Annotated in this window: 17 protein-coding genes; 8 read left to right on the forward strand and 9 right to left on the reverse strand. The window is 69.7% G+C overall.

Features of this window, described 5'->3' with window-relative positions:
• Positions 1-2: 2 nt before the first annotated feature.
• From ACRDSK_RS06865 to ACRDSK_RS06875, 3 genes are read left to right on the forward strand one after another with little or no spacing between them, the layout of a single operon-like run.
• The gene (locus ACRDSK_RS06865) at positions 3-944 is read left to right on the forward strand and encodes a carbohydrate ABC transporter permease (RefSeq protein WP_431439096.1); all 942 of its coding nucleotides are present in this window, start codon (positions 3-5) and stop codon (positions 942-944) included.
• A 5-nt stretch (positions 945-949) separates the two neighbouring features.
• Entirely contained in the window at positions 950-1876 is a 927-nt protein-coding gene (locus ACRDSK_RS06870) for a carbohydrate ABC transporter permease (protein ID WP_431439097.1), read from the forward strand.
• A 4-nt stretch (positions 1877-1880) separates the two neighbouring features.
• A complete protein-coding gene (locus tag ACRDSK_RS06875; RefSeq protein WP_431439098.1) occupies positions 1881-3509 on the forward strand; it encodes a glycoside hydrolase family 13 protein in 1629 nt (542 codons plus the stop codon).
• Positions 3510-3523: 14 nt separating this feature from the next.
• On the opposite strand, the gene ACRDSK_RS06880 is transcribed toward ACRDSK_RS06875, so the two are convergent.
• Together ACRDSK_RS06880 and ACRDSK_RS06885 are read right to left on the reverse strand one after the other, a co-directional pair.
• Entirely contained in the window at positions 3524-4261 is a 738-nt protein-coding gene (locus ACRDSK_RS06880) for an SDR family NAD(P)-dependent oxidoreductase (protein WP_431439099.1), read from the reverse strand.
• Between the two features lie 76 nt (positions 4262-4337).
• Positions 4338-5009 carry an LppU/SCO3897 family protein gene (locus tag ACRDSK_RS06885; RefSeq protein ID WP_431439100.1) on the reverse strand — a complete coding sequence of 224 codons (672 nt, stop codon included), beginning with the start codon at positions 5007-5009 and terminating at the stop codon, positions 4338-4340.
• A gap of 122 nt (positions 5010-5131) precedes the next feature.
• Between ACRDSK_RS06885 and ACRDSK_RS06890 the strand changes: the two genes are divergently transcribed.
• Positions 5132-5983 (forward strand): LysR family transcriptional regulator, encoded by an 852-nt coding sequence (locus ACRDSK_RS06890; RefSeq protein ID WP_431439101.1) that lies wholly within the window; start codon positions 5132-5134, stop codon positions 5981-5983.
• A gap of 28 nt (positions 5984-6011) precedes the next feature.
• Here the strand turns inward: ACRDSK_RS06890 and ACRDSK_RS06895 are convergent, their stop codons facing one another.
• The 5 genes from ACRDSK_RS06895 to sucC form a co-directional block, all read right to left on the reverse strand.
• On the reverse strand, positions 6012-6455 hold the full coding sequence (locus tag ACRDSK_RS06895; protein WP_431439102.1) for a hypothetical protein: 444 nt from the start codon (positions 6453-6455) through the stop codon (positions 6012-6014).
• Between the two features lie 52 nt (positions 6456-6507).
• Entirely contained in the window at positions 6508-7017 is a 510-nt protein-coding gene (locus ACRDSK_RS06900) for a PaaI family thioesterase (protein ID WP_431439103.1), read from the reverse strand.
• A 37-nt stretch (positions 7018-7054) separates the two neighbouring features.
• The gene (locus tag ACRDSK_RS06905) at positions 7055-8035 is read right to left on the reverse strand and encodes a chitinase (protein ID WP_431439104.1); all 981 of its coding nucleotides are present in this window, start codon (positions 8033-8035) and stop codon (positions 7055-7057) included.
• A 140-nt stretch (positions 8036-8175) separates the two neighbouring features.
• On the reverse strand, positions 8176-9096 hold the full coding sequence (gene sucD, locus ACRDSK_RS06910; protein WP_431439105.1) for a succinate--CoA ligase subunit alpha: 921 nt from the start codon (positions 9094-9096) through the stop codon (positions 8176-8178).
• 19 nt (positions 9097-9115) lie between these two features.
• Positions 9116-10291 (reverse strand): ADP-forming succinate--CoA ligase subunit beta, encoded by a 1176-nt coding sequence (gene sucC / locus ACRDSK_RS06915; RefSeq protein WP_431439106.1) that lies wholly within the window; start codon positions 10289-10291, stop codon positions 9116-9118.
• Positions 10292-10396: 105 nt separating this feature from the next.
• Between sucC and ACRDSK_RS06920 the strand changes: the two genes are divergently transcribed.
• The 4 genes from ACRDSK_RS06920 to ACRDSK_RS06935 all read left to right on the forward strand — a co-directional run bounded on the left by ACRDSK_RS06920 (position 10397) and on the right by ACRDSK_RS06935 (position 13166).
• Complete coding sequence (locus ACRDSK_RS06920) at positions 10397-11719, forward strand: MFS transporter (RefSeq protein ID WP_431439107.1); 1323 nt, start codon at positions 10397-10399, stop codon at positions 11717-11719.
• A gap of 149 nt (positions 11720-11868) precedes the next feature.
• Positions 11869-12618, forward strand: coding sequence for a GntR family transcriptional regulator (locus ACRDSK_RS06925; protein ID WP_431439108.1), 750 nt, complete (start codon positions 11869-11871; stop codon positions 12616-12618).
• 127 nt (positions 12619-12745) lie between these two features.
• Complete coding sequence (locus ACRDSK_RS06930) at positions 12746-12913, forward strand: hypothetical protein (RefSeq protein WP_431439109.1); 168 nt, start codon at positions 12746-12748, stop codon at positions 12911-12913.
• Positions 12914-12971: 58 nt separating this feature from the next.
• Positions 12972-13166: a hypothetical protein gene (locus ACRDSK_RS06935; RefSeq protein ID WP_431439110.1), complete on the forward strand. Its 195-nt coding sequence runs from the start codon at positions 12972-12974 to the stop codon at positions 13164-13166.
• Positions 13167-13361: 195 nt separating this feature from the next.
• Here ACRDSK_RS06935 and ACRDSK_RS06940 read toward each other — a convergent pair whose 3' ends face one another.
• A complete protein-coding gene (locus ACRDSK_RS06940) occupies positions 13362-14360 on the reverse strand; it encodes a TerC family protein (protein WP_431439111.1) in 999 nt (332 codons plus the stop codon).
• Positions 14361-14456: 96 nt separating this feature from the next.
• On the reverse strand, positions 14457-15023 hold the full coding sequence (locus ACRDSK_RS06945) for a hypothetical protein (RefSeq protein ID WP_431439112.1): 567 nt from the start codon (positions 15021-15023) through the stop codon (positions 14457-14459).
• Between the last annotated feature and the right edge of the window lie 75 nt (positions 15024-15098).

The raw sequence follows: 15098 nt of genomic DNA on the forward strand, positions 1-15098 counted from the left end.
GAATGTCGACCACCACGATCCGCGTGCGTGCGCCGTCCGAAGTGGACGACGCACGCACCGGGCCGGCCACCGGCCGGCTCCGCCGCCGGATCGCCGACAACCTCACCGCGTACGGGTTCCTCTGCGCGGCACTGGTGTGTTTCGCACTGTTCTCCTGGTACCCGATCATCCGCGGCATCCTGCTGAGCTTCCAGCAGGTCAACTTCGTCACCGCCCCGGAATGGGTCGGCTGGCAGAACTTCGCCACCCTGTTCGCGGACCCGCTGTTCGGCGTGGCCTGGCGCAACACGTTGCTGTTCACCGGGCTCGCGCTGGTCGTCGGCTTCGCGATCCCGTTCGCCGTGGCGATCGTGCTCAACGAGCTGCGGCACGCCAAGGCGTACTTCCGGATGGTCGTCTACCTGCCGGTCATGCTGCCGCCGGTGGTCGTCGCGATCCTCTGGAAGTGGTTCTACGACCCGGGTCCGGGCCTGTTCAACAGCATGCTGCGGGCGGTCGGCCTGCCTGACCTCGCCTGGCTCGACTCCACCGACACCTCGATGCTGTCGCTGGTGCTCGTCGCCACCTGGGCGGCCATGGGCTCGGCCACGCTGATCTACCTGGCCGCGCTGGCGACGATCCCCGGCGAGCTGTACGAGGCGGCCGAGCTGGACGGCGCGAACCTCTGGCAGCGGCTGCGGCACGTGACGATCCCGCAGACCCGATTCGTCCTACTCGTCATGCTGCTGATGCAGATCGTCGCCACCATGCAGGTGTTCACCGAGCCGTACGTGATGACCGGCGGCGGGCCGGAGGACTCGACGGTCACCGTGCTCCTGCTGCTGTACCGCTACGCGTTCACCTACAACGACTTCGGCACGGCCAGCGCGATGAGCCTGCTGCTGTTCGTCTTCCTCGGCGGCTTCTCGGCGCTCTACCTGAAGCTCACCAAGAGCGGGGGCTGACCCACGTGCCCGAGGCGACGGTTCACGAGAACGCGACCAATCGTAAGAAGCGCGGGGAGGCGGAAAGGACGCTGCTTTCGCCGTGGACTCTCGAGCGGCCGCACGGCAAGCTCGGCTACTGGCTGGTGTTCGCGGGAGTGTTCGCCCTGTTCACGCTCGCGTTCGTGGTGCCGCTGGTGTGGATGCTGCTCGGCGCCATGAAGACCGCGCCCGAGCTCGCCCGCACCCCGCCGACGATCCTGCCCGAGCGGTTCAACGTGGACTCCTACGTCGAGGCGTGGACCTTCATGGACCTCGCCGGTTACTTCACCAACACGGTCGTCGTGGCCGCGGGCGCCTGGCTGCTGCAGCTCGCGGTCATCGTGCCGGCCGCCTACGCGTTGTCGAAGCTGCGGCCGGTGCTCGGCAACTGGGTCCTCGGACTGATGTTGGCCACGCTCATGCTGCCGGCCTCCGCGCTGCTCGTGCCCACGTACCTGACGATCACCGACGTGCCGCTCGTCGGGGTCAACCTGATCAACGAGCCCGCCGCGATCTGGCTGCCGGCCGCGGCGAACGCGTTCAACCTCTACCTGCTGAAGCGGTTCTTCGACCAGATCCCCACCGAGCTGCTGGACGCCGCACGCATCGACGGCGCGGGCAGTGTCACGACGCTCGTGCGGATCGTGCTGCCGCTGTCCCGGCCGATCCTCGCGGTGGTGTCGATCTTCGCGATCGTGGCCGCCTGGAAGGACTTCATCTGGCCGCTGCTGGTCCTGCAGGACCCCGGCGTCCAGACGCTTTCCGTGGCGCTGCAGCGGTTCGAGCCGGACACCCCGATCAACCTGATGCTCGCCGGGCTCGTGCTCGCGAGCGTCCCGATGGTGGTGGCCTTCCTGATCTTCCAACGTCAGATCCTCGCCGGCCTGACCGCCGGCAGTCTCAAGGGGTGATTCGGTGACCGACTCGACGACCGACTCGACGACTCGGCAGAGCTGGTGGCGCGGCGCGGCGATCTACCAGGTGTACGTCCGCAGCTTCGCGGACGGCGACGGCGACGGCACCGGCGACCTCGCCGGCGTGCGCTCGCGGCTGCCCTACCTGGCCGACCTGGGCATCGACGCGATCTGGTTCAACCCCTGGTATCCGTCCCCGATGGACGACGGCGGCTACGACGTGGCCGACTACCGCGACATCGAGCCGGTGTTCGGGTCGCTCGCCGAGGCGGAGAAGCTGATCGAGGAGGCGCACACGCTCGGCATCAAGATCATCATCGACATCGTCCCGAACCACTGCTCGGACTCGCATCCGTGGTTCGCCGCCGCGCTCGCCGCCGGCCCGGGTTCACCCGAGCGGGAACGGTTCTGGTTCCGCCGCGGTCGGGGCGACGGCGGCGAGCTGCCACCGAACAACTGGCAGTCCCGCTTCGGCGGTCCGGCCTGGACACGGGTCACCGAGCCGGACGGCTCGCCCGGAGAGTGGTTCCTGCACCTGTACTCGTCCCGGCAGCCGGATCTGAACTGGACCAACCCCGAGGTGGCCGAGGAGTTCGAGGACATCCTGCGGTTCTGGTTCAACCGCGGCGTCGACGGGTTCCGCATCGACGTCGCCGACGGGCTGGTGAAGGCCGACGACCTGCCCGACGCCGGGGACGGCCCGCTGCCCTACTCCGACCTCGACGGCGTGCACGAGATCTACCGGACCTGGCGGCGGATCGCGGACGGCTACCCGGATCAGCGGGTGTTCGTCGGCGAGATGTGGTTGCCCGACCCCGAGCGGTTCGCGATGTACCTGCGCCCGGACGAGCTGCACTCGGCGTTCAACTTCGACTTCCTGTCCTGCCCGTGGGACGCGTCGCGGCTGCGCGCGGTCGTGGACGCCACGCTGGCCGCGCACGCGCCGGTCGACGCGCCGGCGACCTGGGTGCTGTCCAACCACGACGTCACCCGGCACGTGACCCGCTACGGCCGCGCGGACACGTCGTTCTCCTTCGCCGACCGCCAGCATCTGGCGCCGACCGACCGCGAGCTCGGCCTGCGGCGCGCCCGTGCGGCGGCGCTGCTCACCCTGGCGCTGCCCGGCGCCGTCTACATCTACCAGGGCGAGGAGCTCGGTCTGTCCGAAGTGGAGGATCTGCCGGACTCGCTGCGGCAGGACCCGGTGTTCGAGCGGACCGCCGGCGCGGACATCGGTCGGGACGGCTGCCGGGTGCCGCTGCCGTGGTCGGGGGACGCGCCGCCGTTCGGGTTCAACGCCGCGGGCACCGCGCCGTGGCTGCCACAGCCGCCGTCGTGGTCGTCGGTCACGGTGGCGGCCCAGACCGACGACCCCGACTCGATGCTCGAGCTGTACCGACGTGCGCTGCGGCTGCGCGCCGACGATCCCGCGCTGGGTGACGGCACACTCGGCTGGCTGTCCGGTCAGTCCGCCGGGGTGCTCGCGTTCACCCGCTCGGAGACGTTCGCCTGCGTGGTGAACCTCTCCGCGGCGCCGGTCGAGCTGCCCGCGCACCGGGAGGTTCTGCTGGCGAGCCGGCCGGTCGAGCAGACCCTGCCGCCGGACACGACGGTCTGGCTGAGGATCTGATCGCCCGCCGACGGCTACCAGGCGACCCGGCCGGCGTCGTCGAAGAAGCCTGCTGTCGGGCCGTCTTCGGGCAACAGGGCCATCTCGATCGCGATGGCGGCGCCCTGTTCGGGAGTTCGGTCGCCCGCGAAGCCGTTCAGGTCCGTGGCCGTGTAGCCCGGGCACACGGCGTTCACCAGGATGCCGTCCTTGCGCACGTGCTTCGCGTACTGCGCGGTCACCGCGCCCAGCGCGGTCTTCGACACCGGATAGCCCAGCATCGCCGGCATCTCAGCCAGGTACCCGCCGTCCGGCGCGGTCATGTCCGAAAGCGATCCCACGCTGCTCGACACGTTCACGATCCGCGCCCCGGCCGACCGCAGCAACAGCGGCAGCATCGCCTCCGTCACGGCCATCACCCCGAACACGTTGACGTCGAAGACCCGCCGCACCTCCGCGAGCCCGCCCGCGCCGGCCGTCTGCGTCTCGTCACCGGTGATGCCGGCGTTGTTCACCAGGATGTCCAGCCGGCCGTGCCGATCGCCGACGAAGGCCGCCACCTCGGCGATCGTCGACGGGTCGGTGACGTCCAGCCCCACCCCGTGCACGGCGACGCCCTCGGCCGCCAGCCGGTCCACGGCCGCCGACCGCCGGGCGGCGTCCCGCGCGCCCAGCAGAACCTCGACCCCGCGCGCCGCCAGCCCACGCGCGATCGCATACCCGATTCCCTTGTTAGCCCCGGTCACCAACGCGACCTTCGTTCCATCTGCCATGCCCCAACGACACCAGCGACCGGCGAGAAGAGCCAAGACCGTTTGGGTGGCCACCGATACCTTGGCGGTATCGCGGTCACAACGCCTCGAGGCAGACCGTGCTGGGCGGCGGCTCCGGGTAGACCTGCGGGACGACGGTGTCCTCGACCGGGCAGGCCGACTCGCTCGCCTCACCCTCGACCACCTTGATCACCTTGAACTCACCCTGGGCGCAGTCCCCGCGGGTCACGTTGGCGTTGATGTCGTCGAGGTTGATGAAGCAGTCGCCCTCCTTGGCGTTGAGCATCAGGCACATCGTGAAGCCGCCCGCGCCTTCCTCGTAGTACAGGGTGTAGTCGGAGCCCGGGCAGTCGGCGTCGACCTCCGGCAAGGTCGTGGCCACCTTGTAGACCGCCTCCGGCGCGTCGCAGGGCACGGACCGGATCTCCGCGTCGTTCGCCGACCGGGATCTGTCCTCCACACAGACGCCCGGCTCCGGTGCCGCGGCCGGCTCGGTCGACCCGGTCGTCTCGGCCGTCTCGGGCGCGGTGCTGGTGGTGCTCTCGTCCGCGGCGGCCGGCGCGGACCCACGGTCCTTGGTCAACAGGTAGATCCCGATCCCGGCGCCGGCGAGCACCAGCAGCGTGATCACGACGATCGCCACCGCCCGCCCGATGTTGCGCCTCGGCGGCGGGTGCCAGGGCGGCGGGACCGGCGGTTGTTGCCAGGACGGTGGTGGCCACGGCTGCGAGCCCGGTGGTGTCGTCACCGGGGCAGGATGAGCGACCGGATTGCAGCGTGGTTGCAAAGGCTGGTCACGCGGGGCCGGGTGCCGGCAGCGGCGCGAAAATCGCCGAGCCCGATGGGTTCGCCGGCCGATACCCTGGCGGTATGGAATCCCGCGAGCTGGCCTACTTCGTCGCGGTCGCCGAGGAACTCCACTTCGGCCGCGCGGCCGAGCGGCTCGGCATCGCGCAGCCGCCGCTGTCCCGGGCGATCCAGCGGCTCGAGCGCCGGCTCGGCGTCACGCTGCTCGACCGTGCCAACCGGCGAATCGTGCTCACCGCCGCCGGCGAGGTGCTGCTGTCGGAGGGCCGCAAGGCGCTCACCGCGCTGCGGTCGGCCGAGCTGCGGGCCCGCCGCGCCGGGCGCGCCGACCCGCGGCTCGTCGTGGTCATGAAGCCCGGCGGGGACGCCGGCCTGCTCGAACGGGTCCTGGCCCGCTACGCCGAGCACCCGGACGCCATGGAGGTCGAGGTGATGATCTGCGGCATCGGCGAGCAGGAGGGCCTGCTTCGCGACGGCCACGCCGACCTCGCCATGCTGCGCATCCCCCACGACGACCCGACGGGCTTCGCCACCGAGGAGCTGCTCACCGAGCGCGAGGTCGTCGTCCTGCGCCGCGACCATCCGCTGGCCGGCCGGACCTCCGTGCGGATGGCCGACCTCGCCGGCGAGAACTTCCCGCGCTGGTCCGAGGAATGCCCGGCGAGCGGTCAAGTGGTCCGCGACACCGGCCAGGTCGCCCAGATGATTGCGCTGGGCCAGGCGATCGCCGTGCTCCCCGAGTCGGTGACGCTGACCCTGCGCCGCGACCTCGCCGTCGTCCCGGTCATCGACGGCAACCTCACGACGCTGCTCCTCGCCTGGTCGGAGGAGAGCCGCTCCCGCCCGCTGGCCGCGTTCGTCCGCACCGCCGCGGAGGTCGCCGCCCAGGCCCGGCCGGCGGAGATCGGCGCGTAGCGCCTCGACCTCACCCGTCCGGTAGGGACTAGGCGGCCAGGGCGGCCGAAGCGGGCGTCGTGACGTGGAAGTCCACGCCCGGGCGCAGGCCGCTCGACGCCGCGAGCCGAGCCGCGACGTAACCGGTCGGCACCGGTGAGCGCACTTCGACCACCGCGCCGCGGCGCAGCAGCGGGCCGAGAGCGTCCACCACGAGCTCGACCTGGCGGCCCGGCACGCAGAGCACGTAGGAGTCCAGGCCCGCGAGCAGGCCGGGGTCGGTCGTCGGCTCGAACCAGTCGGCCGTCGCGACCAGCGCGTCGGGCGACACCTGCGCCACGTGCGACTCGCCGGCCCGCAGCGCGGCGACCCTGGCGCGGTCCGTGTCGAGGCCCGTCGTGAGCACGCCGGAGTCGGCCAGCGCCACAGCCAGCGGCAGCCCGGTGTCCCCCAGGCCGACCACCCCGACGGTTCCCACCTCGCTGAACGTCATCGCGCCTCCTCGGGTCGTCTACCCAGGATCGGCGCGCGCGGTCGAGGAACGCTCAAGTCCCGGTCGACAGGATGAGCAGCGTGCTCGACGCGGTCGCGACGACCTTGCCGTCCGCCGAGCGCACGTCCGCCTCAGCGAAGGCCAGCCGCCGGCCGGGCCGCACCACCCAGCCGTGCGCGAGCAGCTTGCCGGAGTCCCGGTGCACCGGGCGCACGTAGGACACCTTGATCTCCGCGGACGTGTAGCCGACCCCCGCCGGCAGCGTGGTGTGCACCGCGCAGCCGGCGACCGAGTCCAGCAGCGTGCACACCAAGCCGCCGTGCACGACGCCGATCGGGTTGTAGACCGACTCGTCCGGCTCGCAGCTGAACACCACGTCGCCCGCCTCGACCGACTCCGGCTGGAAGGACATCAGCCCGCCGATCGGGGCCGGCGGCAGCTCCTCACGCAGCATGGCGCGGAGATAGTCCAGTCCGGACATCTCCGCGCCCGCTCGCGCGCCGACCATCGGGTCGTACCAGGTGACGGTCTTGCTGCGCGGCTCGCCCCATGATGCGTTCATGGAGCTCACCCTAACAGTCTGAGTTCTGAAACCAGACTCAGAAGCCGGCCGTGATCCGGGTGAACTCCCAGTCCGGCTGGTCGATGCCGCTGCAGTTGGACACCACGCCGCCGCCCGGGCAGCCGCGGTCGCGGTTCACCGCCCAGAAGGCCAGCCGTGCGAGGCCGTTGTTCCGCGCGTAGTCCCGGATCTGCGCCCAGGTGTCCAGCGAGGTCATCTCCTGCTGGTCGGACAGGCCGTTCATGCCCGAGATGCCCATGTGCCCGTACGCCTCGGCGTCGGACCAGCCGAACGCCGACTTCAGCTTGTTCTTCAGCCCCTCGGACGCGTTCACCGTGTCCTGACCGATGTTCCCGCTGCCGAAGTCGAACGGCATGATCGTGAACACGTCGATGCCGGCCTGGATGGCCGCCGCACGGTCGATCAGCTGGTTGCCGAAGAAGTTCGGGCCGGTCGTGGTGGTGCCGAACGTGACGATCGTCTTGACGCCCGGGTTGTTCTGCTTGACGATCTTCAGCGCGTCGAGGATCCGGTTGCGGACCGTGTCGTTCTCGAACTCGTCGGAGTTCTCGATGTCGATGTCGATCGCGGAGAGCCCGTAGGCGTCGATCACCTGCTGGTACGCGCCGGCGAGCGACTGGGCGTCCGGGCAGTTCGGGCCTAGCTTGTTGCCGCTCCAGCCGCCGAACGACGGCACGATGTCACCGCCGGCCGCGCGGATCTCGTTGATCGCCTGCTCGTCGACGCCGCCCTTGAGTGGCCTGTTCGAGTCCCACGCCGGCGTGCAGCCGCCGCCGGAGAGGACGAAAGCCATGGTGAAGGACCGGATGCCGGTCGCGTTCATCACCGTCGAGGGCGACGGCGGGTTGCCCCAGCCGAGGAACAGGTAGGGCGCCGCCGGCGACACCGCGCGTGGTTCGGCCGCGCGCTCCTCGGCGAACGAGGCGCCGCCGGGCAGCAGCAGCGCGGCCGAGGCGGCCGCCACCGTGAGGACAGCGAAAATGGAACGTTTGCGCATGTGCGTACTCCCTCGTCATTGAGCGTGGGCCCCGACCTACGCCATACAGGCACTGAGCGCCGGCATCGCAGGGAGGATGCCGGCGCTCAGTGTGGTCTAGACCACGGTGCGTGGTCAAGGGTCTAGACCAGCTTCGCTGCTCAAGACACGGTCTGCACCAGGCTCTGCCGGGCGAGCTCGGCGGTCTCCGAGGGGGTTTTGCCGACGCGGACGCCGGCTGCTTCGAGGGCCTCTTTCTTGGCCTGCGCGGTGCCCGAGGAGCCGGACACGATGGCGCCCGCGTGGCCCATCGTCTTGCCCTCCGGAGCGGTGAACCCGGCGACGTAGCCGACCACCGGCTTGCGCACGTGCTCCTTGATATAGGCGGCCGCACGCTCCTCGGCGTCACCGCCGATCTCACCGATCATCACGATGACCTCGGTCTGCGGATCGGCCTCGAACGCGGCCAGCGCGTCGATGTGCGTCGTGCCGATCACCGGGTCCCCACCGATACCCACCGCCGAGGAGAACCCGATGTCACGCAGCTCGTACATCAGCTGGTAGGTCAACGTCCCCGACTTCGACACCAACCCGATCGAACCGGCCTCGGTGATGTCCGCGGGAATGATGCCCGCGTTCGACTTACCCGGGCTGATCACCCCGGGACAGTTCGGGCCGACGATGCGGGTCCTCGGGGTGCGGGGTGTCCCCGACGACACTGTGCCCGTCGCGCACGCGTGCGCCCAAAAACCCGCCGTGTCATGCACCGGGATGCCCTCGGTGATCACCACCGCCAACGGAATACCGGCATCGATCGCCTCGATCACCGCCGACTTCGCGAACCTCGGCGGCACGAACACCACCGTGACGTCCGCACCGGTCTCCGACATCGCCACCGCCACGCTGTCGAACACGGGCAGCTCGGCCTCGCCGATCGTCGCGACCTGGCCGCCCTTGCCGGGCGTCACGCCGCCGACCACCGTCGAGCCCGCGGCGAGCATGCGCGCTGTGTGCTTGCGACCTTCGGCACCGGTCATGCCCTGGACGATGATCCTGCTGTTCTCGTCGAGAAAGATGGCCACGACTCCTCCTATGCGCCGACTATGTGACGGCTAGCTCGACGGCGCGGCGCGCGGCCGCGTCCATGGTGTCCACCTGGGACAGTCCAGGCAGGCCGGCGTCGGTCAGGATCCCCCTGCCCTCGGCGGCGTTGTTCCCGTCCAGGCGAACCACGATCGGCTTGCTCACCGTGTCGCCGCGGCTGTCCAGGAGCTGGAAGGCCTGGACGATGCCGTTGGCGACCGCGTCACAGGCGGTGATGCCACCGAAGACGTTGACGAACACACTGCGCACGTCCGGGTCGGACAGGATGATCTCCAACCCGTTCGCCATCACCTCAGCCGACGCGCCACCACCGATATCCAGGAAGTTCGCCGGCCTCATCCCACCGAACTCCTCACCCGCATACGCCACAACATCCAAAGTGGACATCACCAGACCGGCACCGTTACCGATGATCCCGACCTGACCGTCCAACTTGACGTAGTTCAGATCCTTCGCCTTCGCCGCCGCCTCCAACGGATCCTCCGCGGCGATGTCCACCAACTCCGCATGCCCCGGGTGACGAAACGAGGCGTTCTCGTCCAGCGTGACCTTGCCGTCCAACGCCACGATCGCATCCCGCGGATCACGAACCAGCGGGTTCACCTCGACCAACGTGGCATCCTCGGAGACGAAGGTCTCCCACAGCTTCACCACAACCTCGGCCGCCTTCTCGGCGACGGCCTCCGGGAACCTCGCGGCAGCCACGATCTCCCTGGCCTTGACCAGATCCACCCCAGCCAACGCATCCACCGCCACCCTGGCCAACGCGTCCGGACGCTCCACGGCCAACTGCTCGATGTCCATACCGCCCTCGGCCGAAGCCATCGCCAAAAACGTGCGGTTCGCGCGGTCCAGCAGGAAGGAGAAGTAGTACTCCTCGGCGATGTCCGACGCCGGCGTCACCAACACCCGACGCACGATGTGCCCCTTGATGTCCAACCCGAGAATGGCCTCAGCCTTGGTACGCGCGTCGGCGGGGTCATCAGCCAACTTCACACCGCCGGCCTTGCCACGACCACCGGTCTTCACCTGCGCCTTGACCACGACCGGCACGCCGAACTCGGCGGCCGCCGCGGCCGCGGCGTCGGCGTCGTCCGCGATCCGCTGACCTGGGCCGACGGGCACGCCGTGCCGCGCGAAGAGGTCCTTTGCCTGGTACTCGTACAAGTCCACGCGGGCGATCCTCCGATTCTGGGCTGTGACGAGGGCCATATCTTGCTGTAGACTGTATGCAGTATGGAACCACATGTCCAGGGAACACCGACCCCGGAGGCAGTGATGGGCACCTCAACGCTCGACTTTCTCGGCCGCCGATACGTCGTCGGCCCGACCGCCGAGGAGCTGCTCGGCCGGCGCAGGGAGTGGATGCTGTGGCTGTCCTGGGCGGCCATGGCGGCGATCGGCATCCTGCAGTACGGGTTCGGCTCGCTGGTCCCGGCGCTGACCGAGCGCGGCTGGGTGCCGGTGGACGTGTTCTGGCTGTTGGCGCTGTGGACGGTGTTCCAGGCAGGAGCCGGCTTCCCGGTGGCGTTCCTACGCGAGCGCGGCCGGATCGGACCGCGCAGCGCGATGGTCGCCGGGGCGGTGCTGCTCCTGCTCGGCCCGTTGGCGCTCGCGCAGGGTTCGTTCCTCGTGGCGCTCCTCGGCTACTCGGTGCTGAGCGGCACGGGCGCCGGCCTGGTCTACGCGACCTGCTCGTCGACCGTGGCCAAGTGGTACCCGGAGCGCACGGCGGCGAAGGTGAGCGTGGTGACCGGCGCGTTCGCGTACGGCTCGGTGCCGTTCGCGGTCGCCTTCCTGTTCACTGTGGACGGTGGACCGCTGGTGCCCTTCCTCCTCGTGAGCGCGGCCTTGATCTTCCTGGCGGTGCTGGCGGCCGGCGTCGTGTTGCGTGACCCGCCGGCGAACTGGTGGCCCCCGGACGTCGACCCGCGCGAGTGGGCGCTCGACGGCCGCCGGGTGAGCGCGGTGAAGCAGTACTCCCCGCGCGAGGCGATGCGGACCGGCGTGGCGCCGCTGATGTACCTGATCCTCTTCTGCGCCAGCGCGGTCTCGCTGTTCGACATCACGTTCCTGGCCACGCTGGGCGCCGAGGTCGACGTGACCCTCGTGGTCGTCGCCGCCGGCACCGGCCTGCTGCTGGGCACCAACGGGGCCGGCCGGGCGCTGGCGATCCGGGTGTCCGAGCGGCTCGGCCGGACGCGGACGCTGGGCTGGGTGCTCGCCGTGCTCGGCATCGGCCAGCTGTGCCTGGCGACCGCCGCGACGACCGGCTCGGTGGCCATCCTGCTGCTGGCGTCGCTGCTGGCGGGCATCGGCGGCGGCGCGTTCTACCCGCTGTTCGCGAGCCTGGTGCGCGAGTACTTCGGCGACCAGAGCGCGGGTGCGCGCCAGACCCACGCGGCGGTCTACTCGGCGAAGGCGTTCGGCGGCGTGCTCGGCGTCGGCGTCGCGGCCGTGGCGGTCCCCGGGTGGGGCTTCCCGGCGGTGTTCCTGCTGGCCAGTGTCCTGGCGGTCGCCTCGGGTGCGCTGTGCCTGAAGCTGCGCCAGCCGGGCCGCTTCCTGCCGGGGCTGCCGCCGCAGCAGGTCGCGGGTGGCTGACACGCAAGGGACTCCGAGCCGTCAGTGGTGTTGATCACGCCGGTCACGCGCTGTGAACGTGCTCACGAGGGGCATAAACGGACATCGCCTGCGTTGTATGCTGTAGACAACGAAGCACAGTCCGTGCCCAGAACGCCTTGGAGTCCACCATGCAGCCGACCGAGTTGCCGAAAGAACTGGCGGCTCGCCGGATCGATCGGCCGGTCCCCCTGCGGGAGCACGTCTACCAGGCGATGCAGGAGCTCATCATCTCCAGGCGACTCGCTCCCGGTCAACACCTGGTCGAGAGCGAGCTGGCCCAGATGCTCGGCGTCTCCCGCCAGCCGGTGCGCGAGGCGTTGCAGTGGCTCAACAACGAGGGCTGGGTGGACCTGCGCCCCGGTTACGGCGCGTTCGTCCACGCCCCCACCCAGGACGAGGCCGACCAGCTGCTCGCGGTCCGCACGCTCCTGGAGAGCGAGGCCGCACGGTTGGCCGCCCTGCACGCGGACGCCGACGGGATCGCCCGCCTGCGCGACCTCAACCGGCAGGGCGAGGAAGCCCTGGCCGGCGACGACATCGACGAGGCGGTCGCGATGAACGCGGCCGTGCACCGCTGCGTCACCGAGCTCTCCGGCAACAAGGTGCTGCTGGACTTCGCCACCCAGGTGGACCGCAGGGTCCGCTGGTACTACACCCCGATCGCCCGCCAGCGCGGGAAGCAGTCGTGGCAGGAGCACCACGCGCTGATCGACGCGATCGAGAACCGTGACGCGGACAACGCCGCCCGCATCATGCGCGAGCACACCGAGCGGACGCGGAAGTCCTACTCCGAGCAACGCGTTACAGAGGTAGCGGACGACCAGCAGCTGATCGAGCTGCCGACAAGGCGCCGCCGCCGGTCCTCGACACGAGGCTGAGCGGCACCACCCACCACTGAGGCGACGCCCTCGCCTCGTTCGACCGACCCTGCCCGTCGCGCCGTAGCGACGGAAGGGGCTGACAGTGCTGCCCGCACGAACCCGCACGAAGGAGGTGAACGCAACCATGCGCAAGCTCTTCCGGCTCCCCCGCGGCTTCAACGCCGACGGCCGCACCCTCGGCCTCGGCCTGGCCCTCGCGATGGAGAAGCAACGCCAGGAGGCGACTCGCGGCGTCGAGGACTACCTGCGCCGCAACACCGCTACCGAGCGTGTGACGACCACCTCGGTCTAGCCCTATCCCACTCCGGGTAACCAGAACGCTGGAATGCCCACACAGGAGGTGACTAGCAATGCGTAACTGGCGAGAGCTCATCAAGGCCCTCACCAGCTCTCCTCGCGGCTGGAGCGCCGACGGTCGAAGCCTCGGCCTCGGTCTGGCCACCGCCATGGAGAAGCAGCGCGCACAGGCCACCCACGAGGTGGAGGACTACCTGCGCCGCAACACCGACCACACCGACGACCAGCCGGTGAAGACCTCGGTCTGACCGAGTCAGACCGCAGGACCGAAGGGCCGGGCCAGGAATGGCCCGGCCCTTCGACTTTGCCGCGCTGCGTCGCCAACGAGACCTCAGGGGACCGTGACGGCACTCAACCACCAACAACCGCCGGTCCGCACCGTTCGCTGGAACGCAACCAACACTTTGAATTCCGGGGAGGCGGACTAGCCCGGCCCTTCCGTGTCAGTCCAACTCGGCGGCGACGGGCCGCTCTTCGGCGACCTGGTCGAACTCCTTGTTCCGGTCGTGCCGAACCTTGATGAGGCTGGCGACCGTGGTGAGCGCGAGCGTGCCGATGATGACCGCCAGCGACACCAGGATCGGGATCTCCGGCGCCCACGCCACGCCGTCGTGGTGCAGCGCCTCGAGCACGAGCTTGACCCCGATGAACCCGAGGACCGCGGCGAGCCCGATGGACAGGTAGACCAGCCGGTCCAGCAGCCCGCCGATCAGGAAGAACAGCTGGCGAAGTCCCATCAGCGCGAACGCGTTGGCGGTGAACACCAGGTAGGGCTCCTTCGTGAGCCCGAAGATCGCCGGGATGGAGTCGAGCGCGAACAGCAGGTCGGTGGTGCCGATCGCGACCATGACGATCAGCATCGGCGTCACCATCCGCCGGCCGTCCACCCTGGTCGTGATCGCCGCTCCGGCGTACTTCTCGGTGGCCGGCAGGAAACGCTTGGCCAACCGGAGCATCGCGTTCTCCTTGAACTCCTCCTCGTCGTCGTCGCGCTGGGCCACGAGTTTCCAGGCCGTGTACACGAGGAACGCCCCGAACACGTAGAACAGCCAGTCGAACCGGCTGATCGCCTGGTAGCCGACGAGGATGAAGGCACCGCGCATGAGCAGCGCGATCACGATGCCGATCGAGAGCACCTTCTGCCGGTACTCCCGCGGCACCGCGAAGCTCGCCATGATGACGACGAACACGAACAGGTTGTCCACCGACAGCGAGTACTCGGTGATCCAGCCGGCGAAGAACTCGCCGCCGTACTGGCTGCCCGAGAGGACGAGCACGCCGAGCCCGAAGAGGATCGCGAGTGTGACGTAGCACGCGATCCAGAGCGTGCACTCCTTGAGCGACGGGTTACGCGGGTTGCGCGAGATGAGATAGAAGTCGGCACAGATGATGGCGGTCAGGCCGACCACCGTGACCAGCCACAACCAGAGAGGGACGTTCATCGGCTACCTTTCACCCGCGCGCCTGCGGGCTCGTCGATGCACCACTGATTATCCGTGGTGCACCGACGGGCTCTCAACGGGTCGTTGGTCTCGTTCCTAGCGGGTCGTCGGTCGGGTCGACGCTGCCTTGCGCGCCGCGCGATGGCTGTCGACCACCGCCTTGCGCCGCTCCTTGGCCTCGAACACCGCCCGCGCGTGCTCGAGGTAGCGCATGAACACCCGCTCGGCCACCTCGTCACGCTCGGCCAACCGCTGCCACCAGCGCGGCGCGAGCCGCTCGTGCAGCCACAGGAACCCGATCGCGAAGCCGGCGCTCACCAGGGCCTGGTAGAGCAGGAACCCCAGCGGGTCCGGCGGCAGCGCCGGGCTCCCAGTGAGGAACAGCGCGGTCAGGACCTCGTGCAGCATCCGGCACAGCGGGAAGGCCACCAGCCAGTACAGCGCCGCGGGCGCGAACCCGCCGAGCCGCACCTTCTCGTTGATCAGCAGCATCGTGTAGCCGCCGCCGGCCAGGGCGAGCGGCACGCCGAGGGTCAGCGCGGACACCAGCGCCCACCCGGTGGGCTGGCCGACGATCGCGGCCAACCCACCGGCGATGGCACCGGCGACGAATCCCACGGCCAACCCCGGCAGGGTCAGCAGCATCAGACGGGAAAGACGCATCGCGAGCATCTCCTAACCAAGATCCACGACGCCGAACTTGATCATGCAGAAGAACAGCATGCCGAGGTAGAACAC

It is taken from the genome of Actinophytocola sp., assembly GCF_050699915.1.
Lineage (GTDB): Bacteria > Actinomycetota > Actinomycetes > Mycobacteriales > Pseudonocardiaceae > Actinophytocola.

Bases quoted from the DNA above. Each gene is read 5' to 3' on its own strand.
- ACRDSK_RS06880 (WP_431439099.1), bottom strand. From the start codon at position 4,261: ATGGCAGATGGAACGAAGGTCGCGTTGGTGACCGGGGCTAACAAGGGA.
- ACRDSK_RS06900 (WP_431439103.1), bottom strand. From the start codon at position 7,017: ATGAACGCATCATGGGGCGAGCCGCGCAGCAAGACCGTCACCTGGTAC.
- ACRDSK_RS06895 (WP_431439102.1), bottom strand. From the start codon at position 6,455: ATGACGTTCAGCGAGGTGGGAACCGTCGGGGTGGTCGGCCTGGGGGAC.
- ACRDSK_RS06945 (WP_431439112.1), bottom strand. From the start codon at position 15,023: ATGCGTCTTTCCCGTCTGATGCTGCTGACCCTGCCGGGGTTGGCCGTG.
- ACRDSK_RS06920 (WP_431439107.1), top strand. From the start codon at position 10,397: ATGGGCACCTCAACGCTCGACTTTCTCGGCCGCCGATACGTCGTCGGC.
- ACRDSK_RS06925 (WP_431439108.1), top strand. From the start codon at position 11,869: ATGCAGCCGACCGAGTTGCCGAAAGAACTGGCGGCTCGCCGGATCGAT.
- ACRDSK_RS06890 (WP_431439101.1), top strand. From the start codon at position 5,132: ATGGAATCCCGCGAGCTGGCCTACTTCGTCGCGGTCGCCGAGGAACTC.
- ACRDSK_RS06935 (WP_431439110.1), top strand. From the start codon at position 12,972: ATGCGTAACTGGCGAGAGCTCATCAAGGCCCTCACCAGCTCTCCTCGC.
- ACRDSK_RS06865 (WP_431439096.1), top strand. From the start codon at position 3: ATGTCGACCACCACGATCCGCGTGCGTGCGCCGTCCGAAGTGGACGAC.
- ACRDSK_RS06930 (WP_431439109.1), top strand. From the start codon at position 12,746: ATGCGCAAGCTCTTCCGGCTCCCCCGCGGCTTCAACGCCGACGGCCGC.
- ACRDSK_RS06905 (WP_431439104.1), bottom strand. From the start codon at position 8,035: ATGCGCAAACGTTCCATTTTCGCTGTCCTCACGGTGGCGGCCGCCTCG.
- ACRDSK_RS06940 (WP_431439111.1), bottom strand. From the start codon at position 14,360: ATGAACGTCCCTCTCTGGTTGTGGCTGGTCACGGTGGTCGGCCTGACC.